The sequence below is a fragment of the Tardiphaga sp. 768_D3_N2_1 genome (genome assembly GCF_052076105.1).
GTDB lineage: Bacteria > Pseudomonadota > Alphaproteobacteria > Rhizobiales > Xanthobacteraceae > Tardiphaga.
Window position 1 is genome coordinate 2,496,233 of the sequence record NZ_CP197245.1, and the last position, 16,619, is coordinate 2,512,851.

Consider the following 16,619-nt stretch of genomic DNA (forward strand, 5'->3'; position numbering starts at 1 on the left):
AAATATCCTTGGTTGGGATAGGCTGGTGCAGAGACGACAAATCTGCACGGCCCGTGCGGCTGCAGGCCAGCCTCACACGCCGTCCAGATCATAACACTCAGGCAGCGCGGACGTTGCCGAGGAAGCTGGAAATCCGCTCGGTCAGATCACTCGACCGCGCAGAGAGATCGTCGGCCTTGGCGATCATGCGTAGCGCCGCCGCCTCGGCTTCGGACATCGCCGAGCTGACCGCGCTGACATTCGACGACACGTCCTTGGTGCCGCTGGCCGCCTGCTGGGCGTTGGCGGCAATCTCGCTGGTGGTCTGGCGCTGCTGGGTCACCGAGGCGGAGATGTCGGCGGTCACCGCATCGACGCGGCCAATGGTCTCGGCGACGCTCTTGATCGCCCGAACCACGGCACGAGTCTCGGCCTCGATGCTGGAAATCTGCGCCGTGATCTCATCGGTTGCCTTGGCTGTCTGCGTCGCCAGCGCCTTCACCTCGCCGGCTACGACCGCAAAGCCCCGGCCCGCATCGCCTGCGCGTGCCGCCTCGATCGTCGCATTGAGCGCCAGAAGATTGGTCTGGCTTGCAATGTCCTGAATGAACTTGATGATGTCGCCGATACGCTCGACCGCGTGATCGAGACCAACGATGCGCTTGTCGGCATCACTGACTTCGCGCACTGCACTGGCTGCGATCCCTGCACAGGCTTCCAGCCGCTCGGCGATCGAGGCAACCGCGACACTCATTTCCTCGGCAGCGCTGGCGATGGTGCTGACACCGACGGAAGCTTCCTCGGCGCCGGCCGCCACATTGGTGGCACGTTCCGATGTACCGGTAGCGAGCCTGGAGCTGGCCTCGGCATCGCGGCGCATTGCGTCGCCGGCGGCGCCCACGCTTTGGATCACCTCGTTGCTGGCTGCATCGAATTCCAGCGTCAGCGCTTCAATCCGTGCTGCGCGGGCTTCGCGGGCCTGCTGCTGCGTGCGATGCTCGCTTTCGAGACGGGCAGCCTCGATCGCGTTGAGGCGAAGGGTTTCCAGTGCGCCGGCCATCTCGCCGATCTCGTCGCGGCGGCCACGCGCCGGCACGTCGATTTCGCGGTCGCCTTCGGCGAGGCGCGTGATCGCAGCTGTAATGCCGACCAGCGGCTGCACCACGCGGCGAACGAACAACATCGTGACGCCAATCACCAGAAGCGCCACCAGCACCATGCCGACGGCGACAAGCAACAGCCGTGTCAGCGCGCTGCCACGCGCCGCCTCGGCGAGCGACATCGCCTGCGCCATCGCCGCATCGCGGATGCCCAGCGCCGATTGCGCGGGTCCAACGAGACGTTTCAGGACGTCCTGGAACGAAACGCCGTAATCGGTGCCGGCGAGGCCCTTGGCGGTCAGTTCGGTGATGAACTTGTCGGTGTCGCCGAAGAAGCGGGTCTCCGCAGCCTTCACGGCGCCCGACAGCGCCGGATCTTCGCTGAGCTGCGAGACGGTGGCCTGCAGACGGGCCCAGGCATGGCGGATTTCGCCGGTGGATTCGGAGACGCCTTGAATATCACCAGTCGTCAGCATCTTGCTGTTGCCGGCGGCACGCGTGAAGTAACTGGCGCGGCGGCCGGCGGCATCCCGCATGTCCCATGACAGGCGCGCGATCTGTATCAGGCTGCCGACGCTTTCATGCGCGGCTGCAGCACTGCGCTCGAGACCGTTCACGACACCGTCGAGCAGCGTGTTCAACTGCAACATGCGCGGCACGTAGTCCTTGATCAACGCGGCATCGCGCTGGGGGCGCGGCAATTTGTAGGCGGCATCAAGACTGCCGTAAATTTCGGTGAGATCGCGGCCAAGCTTGTCGAGTGCTGCGAGAGCGCGGACGCGTTCGGGATAGGTTGCCACGGCGACAGCGCTGCGGGCACCACTCAACTCGTCGGCCAGCAGCTTGCGGGCATTTGTAACGGCTGTGAGTGCAGCGGGATTAGCGGGATCGTCGGCGATCAGCGCGGCGTTCTGCGGACCACGGCTGACTGCAATTTGCTCGGTCGCGCGCAACACGCCGGCAGTCGCAGCGGACAGATAGGCGGCCTCGCTGGCATTGCGATAGTTACCCCACTCCTGCACGACGAAAACCGTGGCGGCGACAGCGATGATCGCAGCCATCGCCGAGACGCAAAGCATAAAAAGGACACGAACGCGCATCGACTTCAGACCCCTTCTTTCTCAGATACGCAAAAAAACTACGGCCTCAGACTTAACATCTTTAGAAGAAAGGTATTCAAATACGGCATGGCACCTATGAGGAGCTGGTGTCATCAGACGTTCACGGGCGCGCCGCCCATGCGCTGTCGTCGGCGCGGCCTCTTGCCGGCCAGCGGATTGATGTGACACCTCACCGCCGGATAACTGCATGCCAATATGATCTTTATCATTTTACAACCACTTTCGGCTTCTCGCCGCCAGCAGTCAGGTTCCGTTAACGGAGCTGGCTGCATTTAGTGAAAATGGATGCGCTCATCGCGTCCGGCGGGGAGACCAATGCAGCTTGTGAATGACAGGACCGCGGGAAGCGGCGCCGTGCGCGTGGGAAGCATCCCGAGATGAGCACCACGACCATCTTCTGGTTCACGCTCGCCAACTTCCTGTCCTCGGGGCTCGTCTGGGCCTATGTAGGGCGCTGCTATCCGAACTTCGTCCCGGCACGCTACTGGAGCGCGGCCGCGCTGAGCGCTGCGTGCGGCCCTGCCCTCGGGTTGCTGTTTCCCAATCCCGCCGGCCTCCTGCTCGCCGCCCAGATGACGGTTCTGGGCTTCTGCCTGTCGGAAGTCGGCATCCGGCGCTTCTACGATCGACCGACATCCTGGATCACCTCCGCCGTGGTGATCGCGTCGTGCCTGGCGGGCTTCCTGTTTTTCAGATTGGTCCTCGACAATTATGCAATGCGCGTCGTCGTCTATTCTCTGGGACAAGGCATTCCCGTCGCACTGACTTTGCCGCTGCTGTTGTCGCGCGACCATCCGCGCAGCAATCACGGCGCGCGGATGGCCGGCTATTTCTCGATCCTGTTGCTTGGAGCCTTCGCGCTCCGCGCTATCGCGGCATTGCTTCATCTGGGTGGCAGCGAACCGACGATCGTGACGCTTGACGCGGTGCAGGCCGGCTTCATGCTGGCGGTGGCATTCCTCGCGATGACGTGGAATTACGGATTGCTGATGATGGCCATCGACCGCCTGCGCGGCGATGCTGCTGAACTGGCCCTGATCGACGATCTCACCGGTGCCGGCAATCGCAGGCGGCTCGTGCAGCGACTGGACGAGGAATGTGCGCTGGCCCGACGCACAGCGCGGCCATTCACACTGTTGGCCATCGACCTTGATGGCTTCAAGGCAGTCAATGACGGCTTCGGTCACAGCGCCGGCGATGATTGTCTGAGGCAGTTCACCCGGGCGGCGCAAGGCCAGCTGCGCCCCGGCGATACGCTGGCGCGCTGCGGCGGCGACGAATTCTGCGTCGTGCTCCCCGACACCGACCTGCACCAAGCGGGCACGATCGCGCGGCGCGTGCTCGCGGCGTGCCCGCGACAATTTGGCAGTGGCGGACGCAAGGCACGGACACTGTCAGCCTCTATCGGCGTTGCGCAGTGGTCCGCCAACCTCACCGCCTCCCCCGAACGGTTAATGGCAGCCGCCGACCATGCGCTCTACCGCGCGAAACACGAGGGCAAGAACCGGGTCGTGCTCTACGAGCCTGCGCCGCCGCTCGCGCCAGACCTCGACGACGACATCGAAGGCGCGTCATTGCCAGCGCCGCATGCTTTGGTCGAGATGACCGGGCCGGATCATCATCATTCCGGCTTCTGAGGCCGCGACACCACGATGAATTGCGCGTGACCGCCTTCACAAATAACGCGTATTTCGCCGCCAAAATGCTAAGCAGCTTCCCGAATGACACGTGGCTTTCTGCCTCGGCCTTTTCCAAAGGATTATTTGCCCATGCCTTCGTTCCGTTTTCTCGCCTCCGCTGCCGTGGCCCTTGCGCTGTGCGGCGCACCCGCGGTCGCGTCGGCGCAGACGTTCAATGACGCCCAGCGCGGCGAGATCCAGAAGATCATCAAGGACTACCTGATCACCCACCCGGAAATCCTCGAAGAGGTCTCTGCCGAGCTGACCAAGCGTCAGGCCCAGGCGGAGGCCGAGAAGCATCAGGCTGCGATCTCCGCAAACGCAAACACCATCTTCAACTCGCCACGCGGCGTCGTCGTCGGCAACAAGGACGGCGACGTCACCTTCGTCGAATTCTTCGATTACAATTGCGGCTACTGCAAGCGCGCCATGGACGACATGGTCGGCATCATGAAGAGCGATCCGAAGCTCAAGGTCGTGCTGAAGGAATTCCCGGTGCTCGGGCCCGGCTCGGTTGAAGCTGCCCAGGTAGCGGTTGCCGTGCGCATGCAGGACCCGACCGGCAAGAAGTATCTCGATTTCCATCAGAAGCTGCTGAGCGGCCGCGGCCAGGCCGACAAGGCCCGCGCCATGGCTGCCGCGAAGGAAGCCGGCCTCGATGTCGCCAGACTGGAAAAGGACATGACCAGCCCGGAAGTGCGCGCGACCATCGAAGAGAACTTCAAGCTCGCGGAATCCATGGGCATGAACGGCACGCCGAGCTACGTCATTGGCAAGCAGGTCGTGATCGGTGCCGTCGGTGCGGAAGCACTGAAGGAGAAGATCAATCAGGCGCGCTGCGGCAAGGCGATCTGTTCGTAAGTATCAAGGATTGGCGAGGTCGATTAATACCTCCGCCTGATCTGAGACGAACATCGCGAAAATATGACAAACCGGCTGCATTGCAGCCGGTTTTTTATTTATCTTTTGCGGGCGTTATGCGCGGCCGAATGCGCGCTGTGATAGAATGAGGCATCCCCAATGGTAAAAAAGGATGCAGCGGACACTCCGCTTAAGTTCCCAATGTTGACCGATACCAAACAGGAGCAGCGGCTCCTGAAGATTTCTATTTACGTCACGCTACTCATTTCACTTGCCAGCATCGCCTTCGGGCTTGCCATCAGTTCGCGCGCCATCGCCTTCGACGGTTTCTACACCTTGATCGATGCAGCCATGACCGGTGTTGCATTACTGACCGCGCGTTTGATCAGCAGGGGCGAAGACGACCGCTTCCAGTATGGCTATTGGCACCTCGAACCAATCCTCGCGCTGATCAACGGCACGGTGCTCAGCTTCGCCTGCGCCTACGCCTTCATTGACGGTCTCAACGGGCTGATCACGGGCGGACGCGCCATCGAATTCGGCCCCGGCGCGATCTTCGCTGCAGTGGCGGGCGCCATCAGCTTCGGCATGAGCATCTATATCCGTCGCTCGGCCGGCGAACACGGCTCGCAACTGCTTGACATCGATGCCCGTGCCTGGCTGATGGGCGGCGTGCTCAGTCTGGCCGTCTGCATCAGCTTCCTGCTTGGAGCGTTGATGGCGAAGACTCCGGCAGCGGCCTATGCGCCGCTGGTCGATCCGCTGATCCTGCTGGTGGTGGCAATCTGCCTGCTGCCGTTTCCGCTCTCGACGATCTGGAATGCCGGCCGCGACATCCTGCAGGTTGCGCCAAGCGATCTCGACGAAGAGGTTCGCGAACTCGCGCAATCGATCGCGCTTAAACATGGCTTCAGCGATTACAGCTCGCATGTGATGCGCTCCGGCCGCCAGCAATTCATCGAGATCGGGCTGGTCGCGCCATCGGGCGAGATCAGCAAGAGTTTCGCCGAACTCGATGCTATCCGTGCCGAGATTGCTCTGGCCATGGGCGGGCTCAGCCCGGGCTACTGGTTGACGGTGGACTTCACCGCCGACAAGCGCTGGGTGTAAGTTATATCAGCGCCTTGCGCTTGGTACGCCAGACAATACCGAGGGCGAGTAGCAACACGAGCACCGCGCCCAGCGTGATCGCGCCGGCGCGAAGCCGCCCGCCGGGACGATCGATGTAAAGCGAGCGCAGCGATGGTGTCTCTCCATCGCGCGCAAGACGAAACGCCATGACGCTGTCGCCGATCGATGTGCCGGATTCCGAATGACCGCCAGCGGCGATGACTACATACTGCTCTCCATTTGCGACGTAAGTCATCGGATTGGCGACGCCGGGCACTGGCAGTCGCCCCTGCCAGAGTTCGGCGCCGGTCTTTGCGTCATACGCACGCAGGTAGGCGTCCATGGCGCCGGTGAAGATCACGCCGCCGCGCGTAGCCAGAAGACCGTTGACCAGTGGCATGCCGGTGGTCAGTGCGAGGCCCAGCGGCGCGACATCCTCGGTGGTACCAACCCGCGATTGCCACAGGATCTTGCCGGCCTTCAGATCCACCGCAGCCATCACGCCCCAGGGCGGCCTGTTACAGGGCATGCCGAGCGGCGACGCCACAAGCGCCCGCGTCATGGCAAAGGGCGCACCGCGTTGCGCGCCAAAATCGGTACCTGCCGGCGGCCTGTAGTTCTGCGCCTCGACGCGCGGGATCAGCGTGACCCGATGCACGGCGCGGCTCGTATTGGCATAGAGCACCTGCCTGGCGGGATCGAAGGCAACACCGCCCCAGTTGATGCCGCCGCCGGTCATCGGAAACAGCAAGGTGCCCGCCCCAGTCGCAGGTGGTGTGTAGAGGCCTTCGTTGCGTCCACTGGCCAGTTCATCCCGGCACTTGCCACGATCCCAGAATGTCACGCCGAAGGCGTCATCCGGCGTCACCCGCTGTGGCACCAGTGTCGGAAGATGCGTCGGAAACGGCTGCGTCGGCGACAGGCTTTCGCCCTCGACGCCACCTTGCGGAACAGCCCTCTCCTCGACAGGCCAGATCGGCGCGCCATTGATGCGATCCAGCATGAACAGAAAGCCCTGCTTGGTAGCCTGGATGACGACATCGCGCGGACCGCTTTCGAGATCGATGCGTGCCAGCGTCGGCTGCGCCGGCACGTCGTAGTCCCACACATCGTGATGCACGGTCTGGAACGACCAGACCATTTCGCCCGTCTCGATCTTCAACGCCACGACCGAATTGGCATGCGCATTGTTACCCGGCCGTTTGCCGCCCCAGAAATCGGGACTGGGCGAGGACGTCGGCAGGAACAGCAATCCGCGTTCGTCATCCACCGACATCGGCGCCCAGACATTGGCGTGGCCGGCTTCGATCCCGTCATGGAGCAGCGGATCCCACGACCATCGCGGCGCGCCACTGCGCGTATCGAACGCACGGACGGTGCCCTTCGGCGCGCTCACACGCCGATTATCGGCCAGTGCAGAACCGACTACGACGACGTCGCGTCCAACCACCGGCGGCGACGTGATCTGAAATTCACCCGGGCCATCAAGCGGCATTCCCGGGTCGAGCTTGACCTCACCCTGCGCGCCGAAATCGGCACATCGCAGTCCAGTCGCAGCATCCAGCGCAATGATACGGGCATCGTTGGTGCCCATGAAGATACGGCTTCGACAGGCCGTGCCGGATGCCGCGCGATCGTCGCGCCAGTAGCTGACGCCGCGGCAAACCCAGCGGTTGGCGGGGCGCACATCTGCCGCGACCCGCGCATCGAAACGCCACTTCTGCAGGCCGCTGATGGGATCAAGCGCGATCACCTCATTGAACGGTGTGCAGAAGATCAGGCTGTCGTCGACGAGCAAAGGCGTCGCTTCGAATTTGGTGCGCGCCATCTGCGCGGGCGAGCGGCGAAGAAGATCGCCGGTCTGGAAGCGCCAGGCCTCGATCAAGCGGCCGACATTCTCCGGTGTGATCTGGTCCAGCGGCGCAAAGCGCGAACCGCCGCGGTCGCCGCCCCAATGTTCCCATCCAAGCGCCGGCGCAGCCGACAGGACCACGAGCGCCAATATCCCCGCACCCCAGTTCTTCATTGACGCATAGCTCCGCAGAACCTGCCTGGCGTGATCCAATGTTAGTCGATGCACCCGCGCTGTCCATGTTGAACGCGCAACAAAAACGCCGGCTGCATAACAGCCGGCCTTGATGGAATTGCGTCATAGTTCAGCGGCGCTTACGCGATGTCCGATATCTCTAAGCTGCATCCAACGATCATTTCGACAAAAGCTGTCATGGCAATTTCCCTATTCGATGGTGCAATACACGTGCCGCCATTTCGTTCCGGGCATAGGCCCCCTCTTTCGATTTCCGACTCAGGAACATCCTCAACACTGGCGGATTTTTCCTGTCACGGAGGATGAAGGAAACGCTATGCCAAAATATCATTTCGAGATCGTCGATGGTTTCCGGCTTGAGGATCCCGTAGGTCTCGAATGTGCCAACGACGCACAGGCCAAGGATCTGGCCAGGAACATTGCTCACCAAATTGCCGCTGATATAGCCGGACACAGCGCTCGTAACGTCGTGGTCGTCAACGATAATGGCGATGAAGTCTACAAGACGAAAATCTAGCCCTGACGGTATGCGATGTATCGTGCTCACAACAAAAGCACGGGAACTATCTTTCTCAGGAACCTCCATCGTTTGCTGCCGTTGTACGGCGGGCAATGCATCGCGAGGAGAACCAAGATGAACAACCGTTTATTGATGAGCGTCGCCGCTGCTGCACTAATCGCAGGTTCAGGTTTCGCTAGCGCGCAGAATCCTGGCGGCACAGGAGCCGCACCGTCGGGTGGTGGCGCCGGAATGAGCCGTGAGGCACCAGCTGGCGGTGCTGCGCGTAGCGGCGCAACGAGTGCGCCCGCAGGCGGCGGATCTGCCGATCGTGCTGCGCCGGCGGAACGCAACGCACCCGTCAACAAGGACGAAGCGACCGATACCACCAACAAGTCCGACCAGAAGCCGGCGATGAAGTCGACGCAGTCCGACGACAAGATGCAGCGTGACGACAAGCGTGCGACCGACTCGACCCGCGACAGTGGAAAAGCCAGCAAGGACATGAAGGCCGATTCCAAGACTGGCGATATGAAGTCAGGTGCAGATACGAAGTCGACATCGACGGAGACCAAGTCGACCACGACCACAGGTCAGGCCGGCGCGGGCGCCAAGCTCACCACCGAGCAACGCACCAAGGTTACTACCGTCATCAAGCAGCAGAACGTCCAGCCGGTGACCAATGTGAACTTCTCGATCTCGGTCGGCACGCGCGTGCCGCGTGAGGTTCACTTCCATCCACTCCCGACTGAGATCATCACGATCTATCCGGACTGGCGCGGTTATGAGTTCTTCCTGGTTCGCAACGAGATCATCGTCGTGAATCCGCGGACGCTCGAAATCGTCGCAGTCCTCGATGCCTAAGGCGGCACAACAGATGTGACACCCGGGCGGGCTCGAAAGGGTCCGCCCGTTTGCTATCCGGCCCGCTCCTCCTGTGTCATGAGCAGGCAGATTGCCGGAAATGGCGCCAGCGGCTTTAACCTTGGTTAATGAGCACTTTCCACAGGTTCCACCGGGCTTTTTATGAATTGGGTGAGGTATTTGGCTGGGGGAACCGGGGGTCTAGAGGCTTCCCCTCCGCAGTCAGGTTACCTATAACCCCCGCAGACCGGCGCCCGCCCGCGCCCATTTGCGATTGCCCGGGATGTCCGATGGCCCACACCACGACCAACACCATCTACGTGCTCAACGGCCCCAACCTCAACCTGCTCGGAATCCGCGAGCCGGACACCTACGGGCATGCGACTTTGGCCGATGTCGAAAAGCTGTGCGTCGCCGCTGCTGCGCAATATGGCCTGACCGCGGATTGCCGGCAGTCCAACAGCGAAGGCGATTTGGTCAATTACATCCATGAGGCCCGCGAGAAACACGTGGCCGGCATCGTGATCAATGGCGGCGCTTATTCGCACACCTCGATCGCCCTGCACGACGCCATCGTCGGCGTGCGCATTCCAACTGTGGAAGTGCATGTCAGTAACGTCTACACCCGCGAGAGCTTCCGTCACCATTCCTTCATCGCCAAGGCCGCCTTTGCCAGCCTCTGCGGTTTCGGTATCGAAGGCTATCGCCTTGCCATCAGCGGCCTCGCCGCAAAAATTGGTGCCAACGCCATCGCGTAACGCGCCGCTCCGCTCTTTATTCGTCTTTCACTTCAGACATTGGATTGCCCATGGCCCGCAAGCCTGACGACACACAGACCGCCACGCCACAAGCAAGCAACGACAGCGGCATGATCCGCGAACTGGCGCTGCTGCTGGATGAAACCAACCTCACCGAGATCGAGGTCGAGCGCGCCGGTCTGCGCGTGCGCGTCGCGCGCAATATCAGCGTTGCTGCCGCCGTGCCCGCCTATGCGCCCGCACCGGCTGCCGCACCCGCGCCTGTCGCCGCAGTTGCTACCGCACCGGCCGCTGCCGACATGACCAAGCATCCTGGCGCCGTGCCCTCGCCGATGGTCGGCACCGTCTACCGCGCGCCCGAGCCCGGCAAGCCGGCCTTCGTGGATGTCGGCACCAAGGTCGCCGCCGGACAGACGCTGGTCATCATCGAGGCAATGAAGACCATGAACCAGATTCCGGCGCCGCGTGCCGGCACGGTGACGCAGATACTGATCGAAGACGGCTCGCCGGTCGAATACGGCGAAGCGCTCGTCATTATCGAGTAACACCACAACGCCCTCTGACTTCGGAACGCCATGTTCGAGAAAATCCTGATCGCCAACCGCGGCGAGATCGCATTGCGCATCCTGCGGGCCTGCAAGGAGCTCGGCATCGCGACCGTGGCCGTGCATTCGACTGCGGACGCCGACGCCATGCATGTGCGCCTCGCCGACGAGAGCGTGTGCATCGGCCCGCCAGCGTCGAAAGACAGCTACCTCAACATCCCGTCGCTGCTCGCCGCCTGCGAGATCACCGGCGCAGATGCGGTGCATCCCGGCTACGGCTTCCTGTCCGAGAATGCGCGGTTCGCCGAAATCCTCGCCGACCATAATCTGAAGTTCATCGGCCCCAAGGCCGAGCATATCCGCCTGATGGGCGACAAGATCGAGGCCAAGAAGACCGCCAAGCGGCTCGGCATCCCCGTCGTGCCCGGCTCGGACGGCGGCGTCGGCCCCGAAGACGATGCCATGGCAATCGCCCGCGAGATCGGCTTCCCGGTCCTCGTCAAGGCAGCCGCCGGCGGCGGCGGCCGCGGCATGAAGGTCGCGGAGACCGAAGCCGATCTGCTGATGGCACTGTCCACTGCCTCGAACGAGGCCAAGGCTGCGTTCGGCGACGCGTCGGTCTATCTCGAAAAGTATCTGACCAAGCCGCGCCACATCGAAATCCAAGTGCTCGGCGATGGCCGCGGCGGTGCGTTGCATCTTGGCGAGCGCGATTGCTCGCTGCAGCGCCGTCACCAGAAAGTCTGGGAAGAAGGCCCCTCGCCAATCCTGTCACCGGAAGCGCGCGCCAAGATCGGCGGCGTCTGCGCCAAGGCGATGCAGGACATGCAGTATCTTGGCGTCGGCACCATCGAATTCCTCTACGAGGACGGCGAGTTCTATTTCATCGAAATGAACACCCGCATCCAGGTCGAGCATCCCGTCACCGAGATGATCACCGACATCGATCTCGTGCTGGAGCAGATCCGCATCGCCGCCGGCGGCGACCTGCCCTGCACCCAGGAGGAGATCAACATCATCGGCCACTCCATCGAGTGCCGCATCAATGCCGAGAACCCGGAGACTTTCCGGCCCTCGCCTGGCACGATCACTCAGTATCATCCGCCCGGAGGCCTCGGCGTCCGCATCGATTCCGCGGTCTATCAGGGCTACAAAATCCCGCCTTATTACGACTCGCTGGTGGGCAAGCTGATCGTCCACGGCAAGAACCGGCCGGAATGCCTGATGCGACTGCGACGGGCCCTGGACGAGATCGTGGTGGATGGCGTCGAGACGACCCTGCCGCTGTTCCGGGCCCTGGCCCGGGAAAGCGACATTATCGAGGGCGACTACCACATCCACTGGCTCGAACAGTATCTGGCTGGCAAGCCTGCCAAGACCTGAGATATTTGGGAACAGACTGGAACCAATCGCCCCCAGCCGCGTTTCACTGCTGCCGGGAGCCGTCCGGCCCGGCGGCGGGGGCCATATTGAAGTTCAGTCTGCAATCCAAGCGAGTATTACGTGACCGCTGACGCCGCCCGCAGGCGAGCGCTCTGGCAAATCTTGCTGCTCTTGGCGGGATTGCTCGTGCTTGCCGCCATCAGCGCTGCCTCCGTCATCCTGGTGAACCAGGCACGCGACGATTCCAAGTGGGTGGTCCACACCGTCGAAGTCCAGAACCAGATATCGAACCTGCTGCTGGAAATCCGCCGTGCCGAAAGCGCCACGCGGGCCTATCTGCTCTCCACCAGTCCACAGTTTCTGTCCGAATACGAAACCTCGGCCGCCGCCATCCTGCCGGCCGTCGACAGACTGATCCGCCTGGCCAACGACAATCCGGCCCAGGCGGCCAACACCGTCAAACTGCGCGCAGCCGTCGAGCAACGACTGGCGGAATTCGCCAGGGGTATTGACCGCATCAAGAACAACGACGTCCAGTCGAGCATCGATATCCTGCGCCGCGGCGATGCCAATCAGGCTGTCCAGGACATTGCCAGCATCACCCGAGCGATGCGCGCCGAGGAAGGGCGCCTGTTCGTCGAACGGACCCGAACGGCAGACCGAAGCCAGCAATGGGCCTCGTGGGTCACCGTGGCCGGCTCCGGCCTGGTGGTGCTCCTGGCGGCGCTATCGATCTTCCTCGTGCGCCGCTCGTCAAACGCCCGCGATGAAGCCGAGGCCAAGTTGCGCGACAGCAACATCGACCTCGAAGCCGCCGTTGAGGAGCGCACCGCCGACCTGCGCGAGGCCAACGACGAATTGCAGCGCTTCTCCTACATCGTCAGCCACGACCTGCGCTCGCCACTGGTCAACATCATGGGCTTCACCAGCGAGCTCGAGGAGCTGCGTGGCGACATATTTAGACGCATCGCGACACTGGCCAATGAAGAGCCCGTCGTGCCCGATGTGAATGGCGAATTGCCGGAGCCAGCTTTGCCCGAACAGGACAAGCAACTCTCCGCCGATTTCACCGAAGCGCTCGGCTTCATCAAGTCATCGATCGGCAAGATGGACCGCCTGATCAGCGCCATCCTCAATCTGACCCGCGAGGGCCGGCGCGAATTCAAGCCCGTCAAGATTGACACCCGCGAACTCATCGAAGGCATTGCTTCCACAGTAGCGCATCAGGCAGCCGAGACCGAAACCCAGATCCGCATTGAGCCATTACCTGACATCGAGAGCGATCGTCTCGCAATGGAACAGATCTTCAGCAACCTGATCGATAATGCGCTAAAATATCTGAAGCCTGGCGTCCCCGGCGACATTCTCGTCAAGGGCCGCACCAAGATGGGCTTTGCTATCTTCGAGATCATCGATAACGGCCGCGGCATCGATCCCCGGGATCATCAGCGCATCTTTGATCTTTTCCGGCGTGCGGGTACACAGGACAAGCCCGGCCAGGGCATCGGACTGGCTCATGTGCGCGCTTTGGTGCGACGGATGGGCGGCACCATGTCGGTGTCATCGGAACTCGGCAATGGCAGCAACTTCACCGTCACGCTGCCGGCCAGATGGACGGGGCATAACCGGGATAAATAAACATGAGCAAGCCAGTCACCATCATCATGATCGAGGACGACGAGGGTCACGCCCGTCTGATCGAACGCAATATCAGGCGCTCGGGTGTCAATAATGAGATCATCCCGTTCACCAACGGTACAGACGCAGTCAACTATCTGTTCGGTAAGGATAGCACTGGCCTCAATCACAAGGGCGAAGCCCTGCTGATCCTGCTCGACCTCAACCTGCCCGACATGACCGGGATCGATATCCTGAAGCGTGTCAAAGAGAACGAATTTCTCAAATGTGCTCCCGTCGTGGTCCTTACCACCACCGACGACGCGCAGGAAATCAAGCGCTGCTACGAGCTCGGATGTAACGTCTACATCACCAAGCCCGTGAACTACGAGAGCTTCGCCAACGCGATCCGCCAGCTCGGTCTGTTTTTCTCCGTCATTCAGGTTCCACAAGCGTCCACATGACATCTGCGACGACGCCCACGCTGCTGTATATCGATGACGACGCAGGTCTTGCGCGGCTGGTGTCGCGCGGCCTGACGCGACAGGGCTTTGGCGTCGAACATTGCGACAATGGCGAAGCCGGGATCGAGCGGATCAAACAGGGTGGCATCGACGTCATTGCGCTCGATCAGTACATGCCGGGCCTCGATGGACTGGAAACGCTGGAGCTGATCCAGAAACTGCCCTCGCCGCCCCCGGTGGTGTTCGTCACGGCCTCGCAGGACAGCAAGATCGCCGTTACCGCGCTCAAAGCCGGCGCTGCTGACTATCTGGTGAAGGACACCCAGGGCGACTTCTTGCCGCTGCTGCATGTCGCCTGCACGACCGCTATCAAACAGGCTTTGATATCGAAGGCCCGCGACGACGCCGAAGCTGAAGTTCACGCATCACGCGACCGCTATGCCGCGCTCGCGGCCGAGCGCGAAGTGCTGCTCCGCGAAGTCAATCATCGCGTTGGTAACTCATTGCAGATCATCGCCTCGCTGCTCCATCTTCAGGCCAACTCAACCAGCGAAGATCACGTCAAGGTGGCGCTGACCAACGCCATGGGCCGCGTCGCCGCAGTCGCGCAAGTCCATCGCCGGCTATACACATCGCACGACCTCAACAGCGTGCTGCTCAATCAGTATCTCGAAGCCCTGTTGGAAGATCTCCGCCGCTCAGCCGAGGGCAACCGGATGTCGCGCCTGACGCTGAAAGCCGAAGCTGTCGAGATCGATCCGGATCGCGCCGTAGCCATCGGCATCATTGTCAATGAGCTGGTAATGAACGCCGTCAAATACGCCTATCCCGACGGCGCCGGCCCGATCCATGTGGTGCTCACCGCGCAGGGCGACGAGCTCGAACTGTCAATCACCGATGACGGTGTCGGCCTCAATGTGAAGGTCGATCCGCGCTCCACCGGCATGGGCCAACGCATCGTCAATGCGATGGCGAACAAGCTCGACGCCTCCGTCGAACGCGATCCCGACCATGCTGGCACGCGCATCGTCCTGCGATTCTGCGCTGTGACCAAGCCGGCGGCCAAGTCCCCTGTGAGCGCTGCCGACTAGGCCTGCCTGCACAACGATCACCTCGACTGCACAAATATGCCGCGCCTGGCTGCCTTGCGCGGCATTCTGGCGTGCCTAGAATGCGCCTTTCAGTCTGCTGATATTTTTCTCCATTCCCAGATCTCGGATTTCCCATGCGCTGCCTCGTCGTAGCCGATCTCCACTATTCGCTACCCCAGTTCGACTGGCTGCTCAGCGTCGCGCCGCAATTCGATCTCGTGATCTTTGCCGGCGACGCTCTTGATATTGCCTCGGTCGTCGACTTCCGCGCTCAAATTCTGGTGGTGAAAAAGTATCTTGGCCTGCTTGCCCAACGCACCAAGGTGATCCTGTGCTCAGGCAATCACGATCTCGATGAACGTAACGATGAAGGCGAGAAGATCGCGCGCTGGGTTGGCGATGTCAGACAACTCGGCATCGGTTGTGATGGTGACAGCCTCACCATTGGTGATACGTTCTTCACGGTCTGTCCGTGGTGGGACGGCCCACTGGTCCAGCAGCGCATCGCGCAGCAACTCAATGAAGCGGCGACGGCGAAGGCCAGACGCTGGATCTGGGTGCATCACGCGCCGCCGACCAACTCACCGACGAGCTGGGGCGGCAAGCGCTACTTCGGCGATGTCGAACTGGTGCAATGGATCGAGGTGCATCGACCCGCGATGGTGATCTCCGGCCATGTGCATGAGTCTCCGTTTGTCAAAGACGGCTCATGGTACGATCGGATCGGCGACACCTGGGTGTTCAATGCAGGCCGCCAGTTCGGTCGGCCGCCGACTTACATCGTGCTCGACCTCGATGACAGCACCGCATTCTGGCTATCGGCCGAAGGCGCCGACCATATCGATCTGAACGCTCCGCTGCAGCGCCCGGCGTTGCCGATCAAGACCGCACCGCCATGGCTCAGATCCTTGGATCGCCTTGACGATCCGAGTGTCGATCCGACCCTGGCGACACCTTCGTTGGCGACAGGTTGACCATGTTTTCCAGGAGCTCACCGACCATCGACAGATGCGTACCATGGCCGGCATATTGCTGCTTGATGTCGGCGAGATAGCTCGTCGCTACATTCAGCCGCTGCGCCAGCAGCCGCGCGATCATCAGCGCGACGGTCGGGTGATCCCGCAAGAAATCCGTCGCATTCTCGAACTCATAGACGTGCGTCTCCATCGCGGCGCGCACGGTCGCGGTATGCGGCTGCTCGAGAAGCACCGACATTTCACCGACCACCGCACCGGGTTCGGTCAAACTCGCAACCACCGTGTCGCCCTTGACAACATCGAGCTGTCCTTCGATCAGCACGAACAAATGGCCGCTGGTCTGCCCTTCCCGGATGATCGTATCGCCGGCTGCGACGCTGTGCTTCACGCCATCGCTGCAATGATCCAGAACGGCGCGCATATCAGGCACTCCAACATGGTTGACGAAGCGTATGCTCGCCGTGACGATCGCGTGACACAAGGCTCAGATACGCTGAAATTGTCGGCAACCGGCGCATATTGGG

Annotated in this window: 15 protein-coding genes; 12 read left to right on the forward strand and 3 right to left on the reverse strand. The window is 61.9% G+C overall.

Annotated elements, in window-relative coordinates; genetic code table 11:
* Positions 1-97 precede the first annotated feature (97 nt).
* Positions 98-2,140, reverse strand: a complete 2,043-nt coding sequence (locus AB8A27_RS11530; RefSeq protein ID WP_441242015.1) for a methyl-accepting chemotaxis protein — start codon at positions 2,138-2,140, stop codon at positions 98-100.
* Positions 2,141-2,577: 437 nt separating this feature from the next.
* Between AB8A27_RS11530 and AB8A27_RS11535 the strand changes: the two genes are divergently transcribed.
* The 3 genes from AB8A27_RS11535 to AB8A27_RS11545 all read left to right on the forward strand — a co-directional run bounded on the left by AB8A27_RS11535 (position 2,578) and on the right by AB8A27_RS11545 (position 5,850).
* Positions 2,578-3,837 carry a GGDEF domain-containing protein gene (locus AB8A27_RS11535; RefSeq protein ID WP_441242016.1) on the forward strand — a complete coding sequence of 420 codons (1,260 nt, stop codon included), beginning with the start codon at positions 2,578-2,580 and terminating at the stop codon, positions 3,835-3,837.
* Positions 3,838-3,969: 132 nt separating this feature from the next.
* The gene (locus tag AB8A27_RS11540) at positions 3,970-4,740 is read left to right on the forward strand and encodes a DsbA family protein (protein WP_441242017.1); all 771 of its coding nucleotides are present in this window, start codon (positions 3,970-3,972) and stop codon (positions 4,738-4,740) included.
* Positions 4,741-4,941: 201 nt separating this feature from the next.
* Positions 4,942-5,850 carry a cation diffusion facilitator family transporter gene (locus AB8A27_RS11545; protein WP_441242018.1) on the forward strand — a complete coding sequence of 303 codons (909 nt, stop codon included), beginning with the start codon at positions 4,942-4,944 and terminating at the stop codon, positions 5,848-5,850.
* Position 5,851: 1 nt separating this feature from the next.
* Here AB8A27_RS11545 and AB8A27_RS11550 read toward each other — a convergent pair whose 3' ends face one another.
* Positions 5,852-7,876 carry a pyrroloquinoline quinone-dependent dehydrogenase gene (locus tag AB8A27_RS11550; protein WP_441242019.1) on the reverse strand — a complete coding sequence of 675 codons (2,025 nt, stop codon included), beginning with the start codon at positions 7,874-7,876 and terminating at the stop codon, positions 5,852-5,854.
* A gap of 337 nt (positions 7,877-8,213) precedes the next feature.
* Here AB8A27_RS11550 and AB8A27_RS11555 point away from each other — a divergent pair, with 337 nt between their 5' ends.
* From AB8A27_RS11555 to AB8A27_RS11595, 9 genes are all read left to right on the forward strand, one after another.
* Positions 8,214-8,414 (forward strand): DUF6894 family protein, encoded by a 201-nt coding sequence (locus tag AB8A27_RS11555; protein WP_441242020.1) that lies wholly within the window; start codon positions 8,214-8,216, stop codon positions 8,412-8,414.
* 117 nt (positions 8,415-8,531) lie between these two features.
* Positions 8,532-9,260 (forward strand): DUF1236 domain-containing protein, encoded by a 729-nt coding sequence (locus tag AB8A27_RS11560; RefSeq protein ID WP_441242021.1) that lies wholly within the window; start codon positions 8,532-8,534, stop codon positions 9,258-9,260.
* Between the two features lie 290 nt (positions 9,261-9,550).
* Positions 9,551-10,018, forward strand: coding sequence for a type II 3-dehydroquinate dehydratase (gene aroQ / locus AB8A27_RS11565; RefSeq protein WP_441242022.1), 468 nt, complete (start codon positions 9,551-9,553; stop codon positions 10,016-10,018).
* A gap of 50 nt (positions 10,019-10,068) precedes the next feature.
* The gene (accB, locus tag AB8A27_RS11570) at positions 10,069-10,563 is read left to right on the forward strand and encodes an acetyl-CoA carboxylase biotin carboxyl carrier protein (RefSeq protein ID WP_092143552.1); all 495 of its coding nucleotides are present in this window, start codon (positions 10,069-10,071) and stop codon (positions 10,561-10,563) included.
* Between the two features lie 30 nt (positions 10,564-10,593).
* A complete protein-coding gene (gene accC, locus AB8A27_RS11575) occupies positions 10,594-11,946 on the forward strand; it encodes an acetyl-CoA carboxylase biotin carboxylase subunit (protein ID WP_441242023.1) in 1,353 nt (450 codons plus the stop codon).
* Positions 11,947-12,066: 120 nt separating this feature from the next.
* Positions 12,067-13,584 carry a sensor histidine kinase gene (locus AB8A27_RS11580; RefSeq protein ID WP_441242024.1) on the forward strand — a complete coding sequence of 506 codons (1,518 nt, stop codon included), beginning with the start codon at positions 12,067-12,069 and terminating at the stop codon, positions 13,582-13,584.
* Positions 13,585-13,586: 2 nt separating this feature from the next.
* Positions 13,587-14,027, forward strand: coding sequence for a response regulator (locus AB8A27_RS11585; RefSeq protein WP_184516996.1), 441 nt, complete (start codon positions 13,587-13,589; stop codon positions 14,025-14,027).
* Positions 14,024-15,118 (forward strand): response regulator, encoded by a 1,095-nt coding sequence (locus AB8A27_RS11590; RefSeq protein ID WP_441242025.1) that lies wholly within the window; start codon positions 14,024-14,026, stop codon positions 15,116-15,118. The genes AB8A27_RS11585 and AB8A27_RS11590 overlap by 4 nt, the downstream gene beginning before the upstream one ends.
* A gap of 134 nt (positions 15,119-15,252) precedes the next feature.
* Positions 15,253-16,092 carry a metallophosphoesterase family protein gene (locus tag AB8A27_RS11595; protein ID WP_441242026.1) on the forward strand — a complete coding sequence of 280 codons (840 nt, stop codon included), beginning with the start codon at positions 15,253-15,255 and terminating at the stop codon, positions 16,090-16,092.
* Here AB8A27_RS11595 and AB8A27_RS11600 read toward each other — a convergent pair.
* A complete protein-coding gene (locus AB8A27_RS11600; RefSeq protein ID WP_441242027.1) occupies positions 16,019-16,516 on the reverse strand; it encodes a Crp/Fnr family transcriptional regulator in 498 nt (165 codons plus the stop codon). The genes AB8A27_RS11595 and AB8A27_RS11600 overlap by 74 nt on opposite strands.
* Between the last annotated feature and the right edge of the window lie 103 nt (positions 16,517-16,619).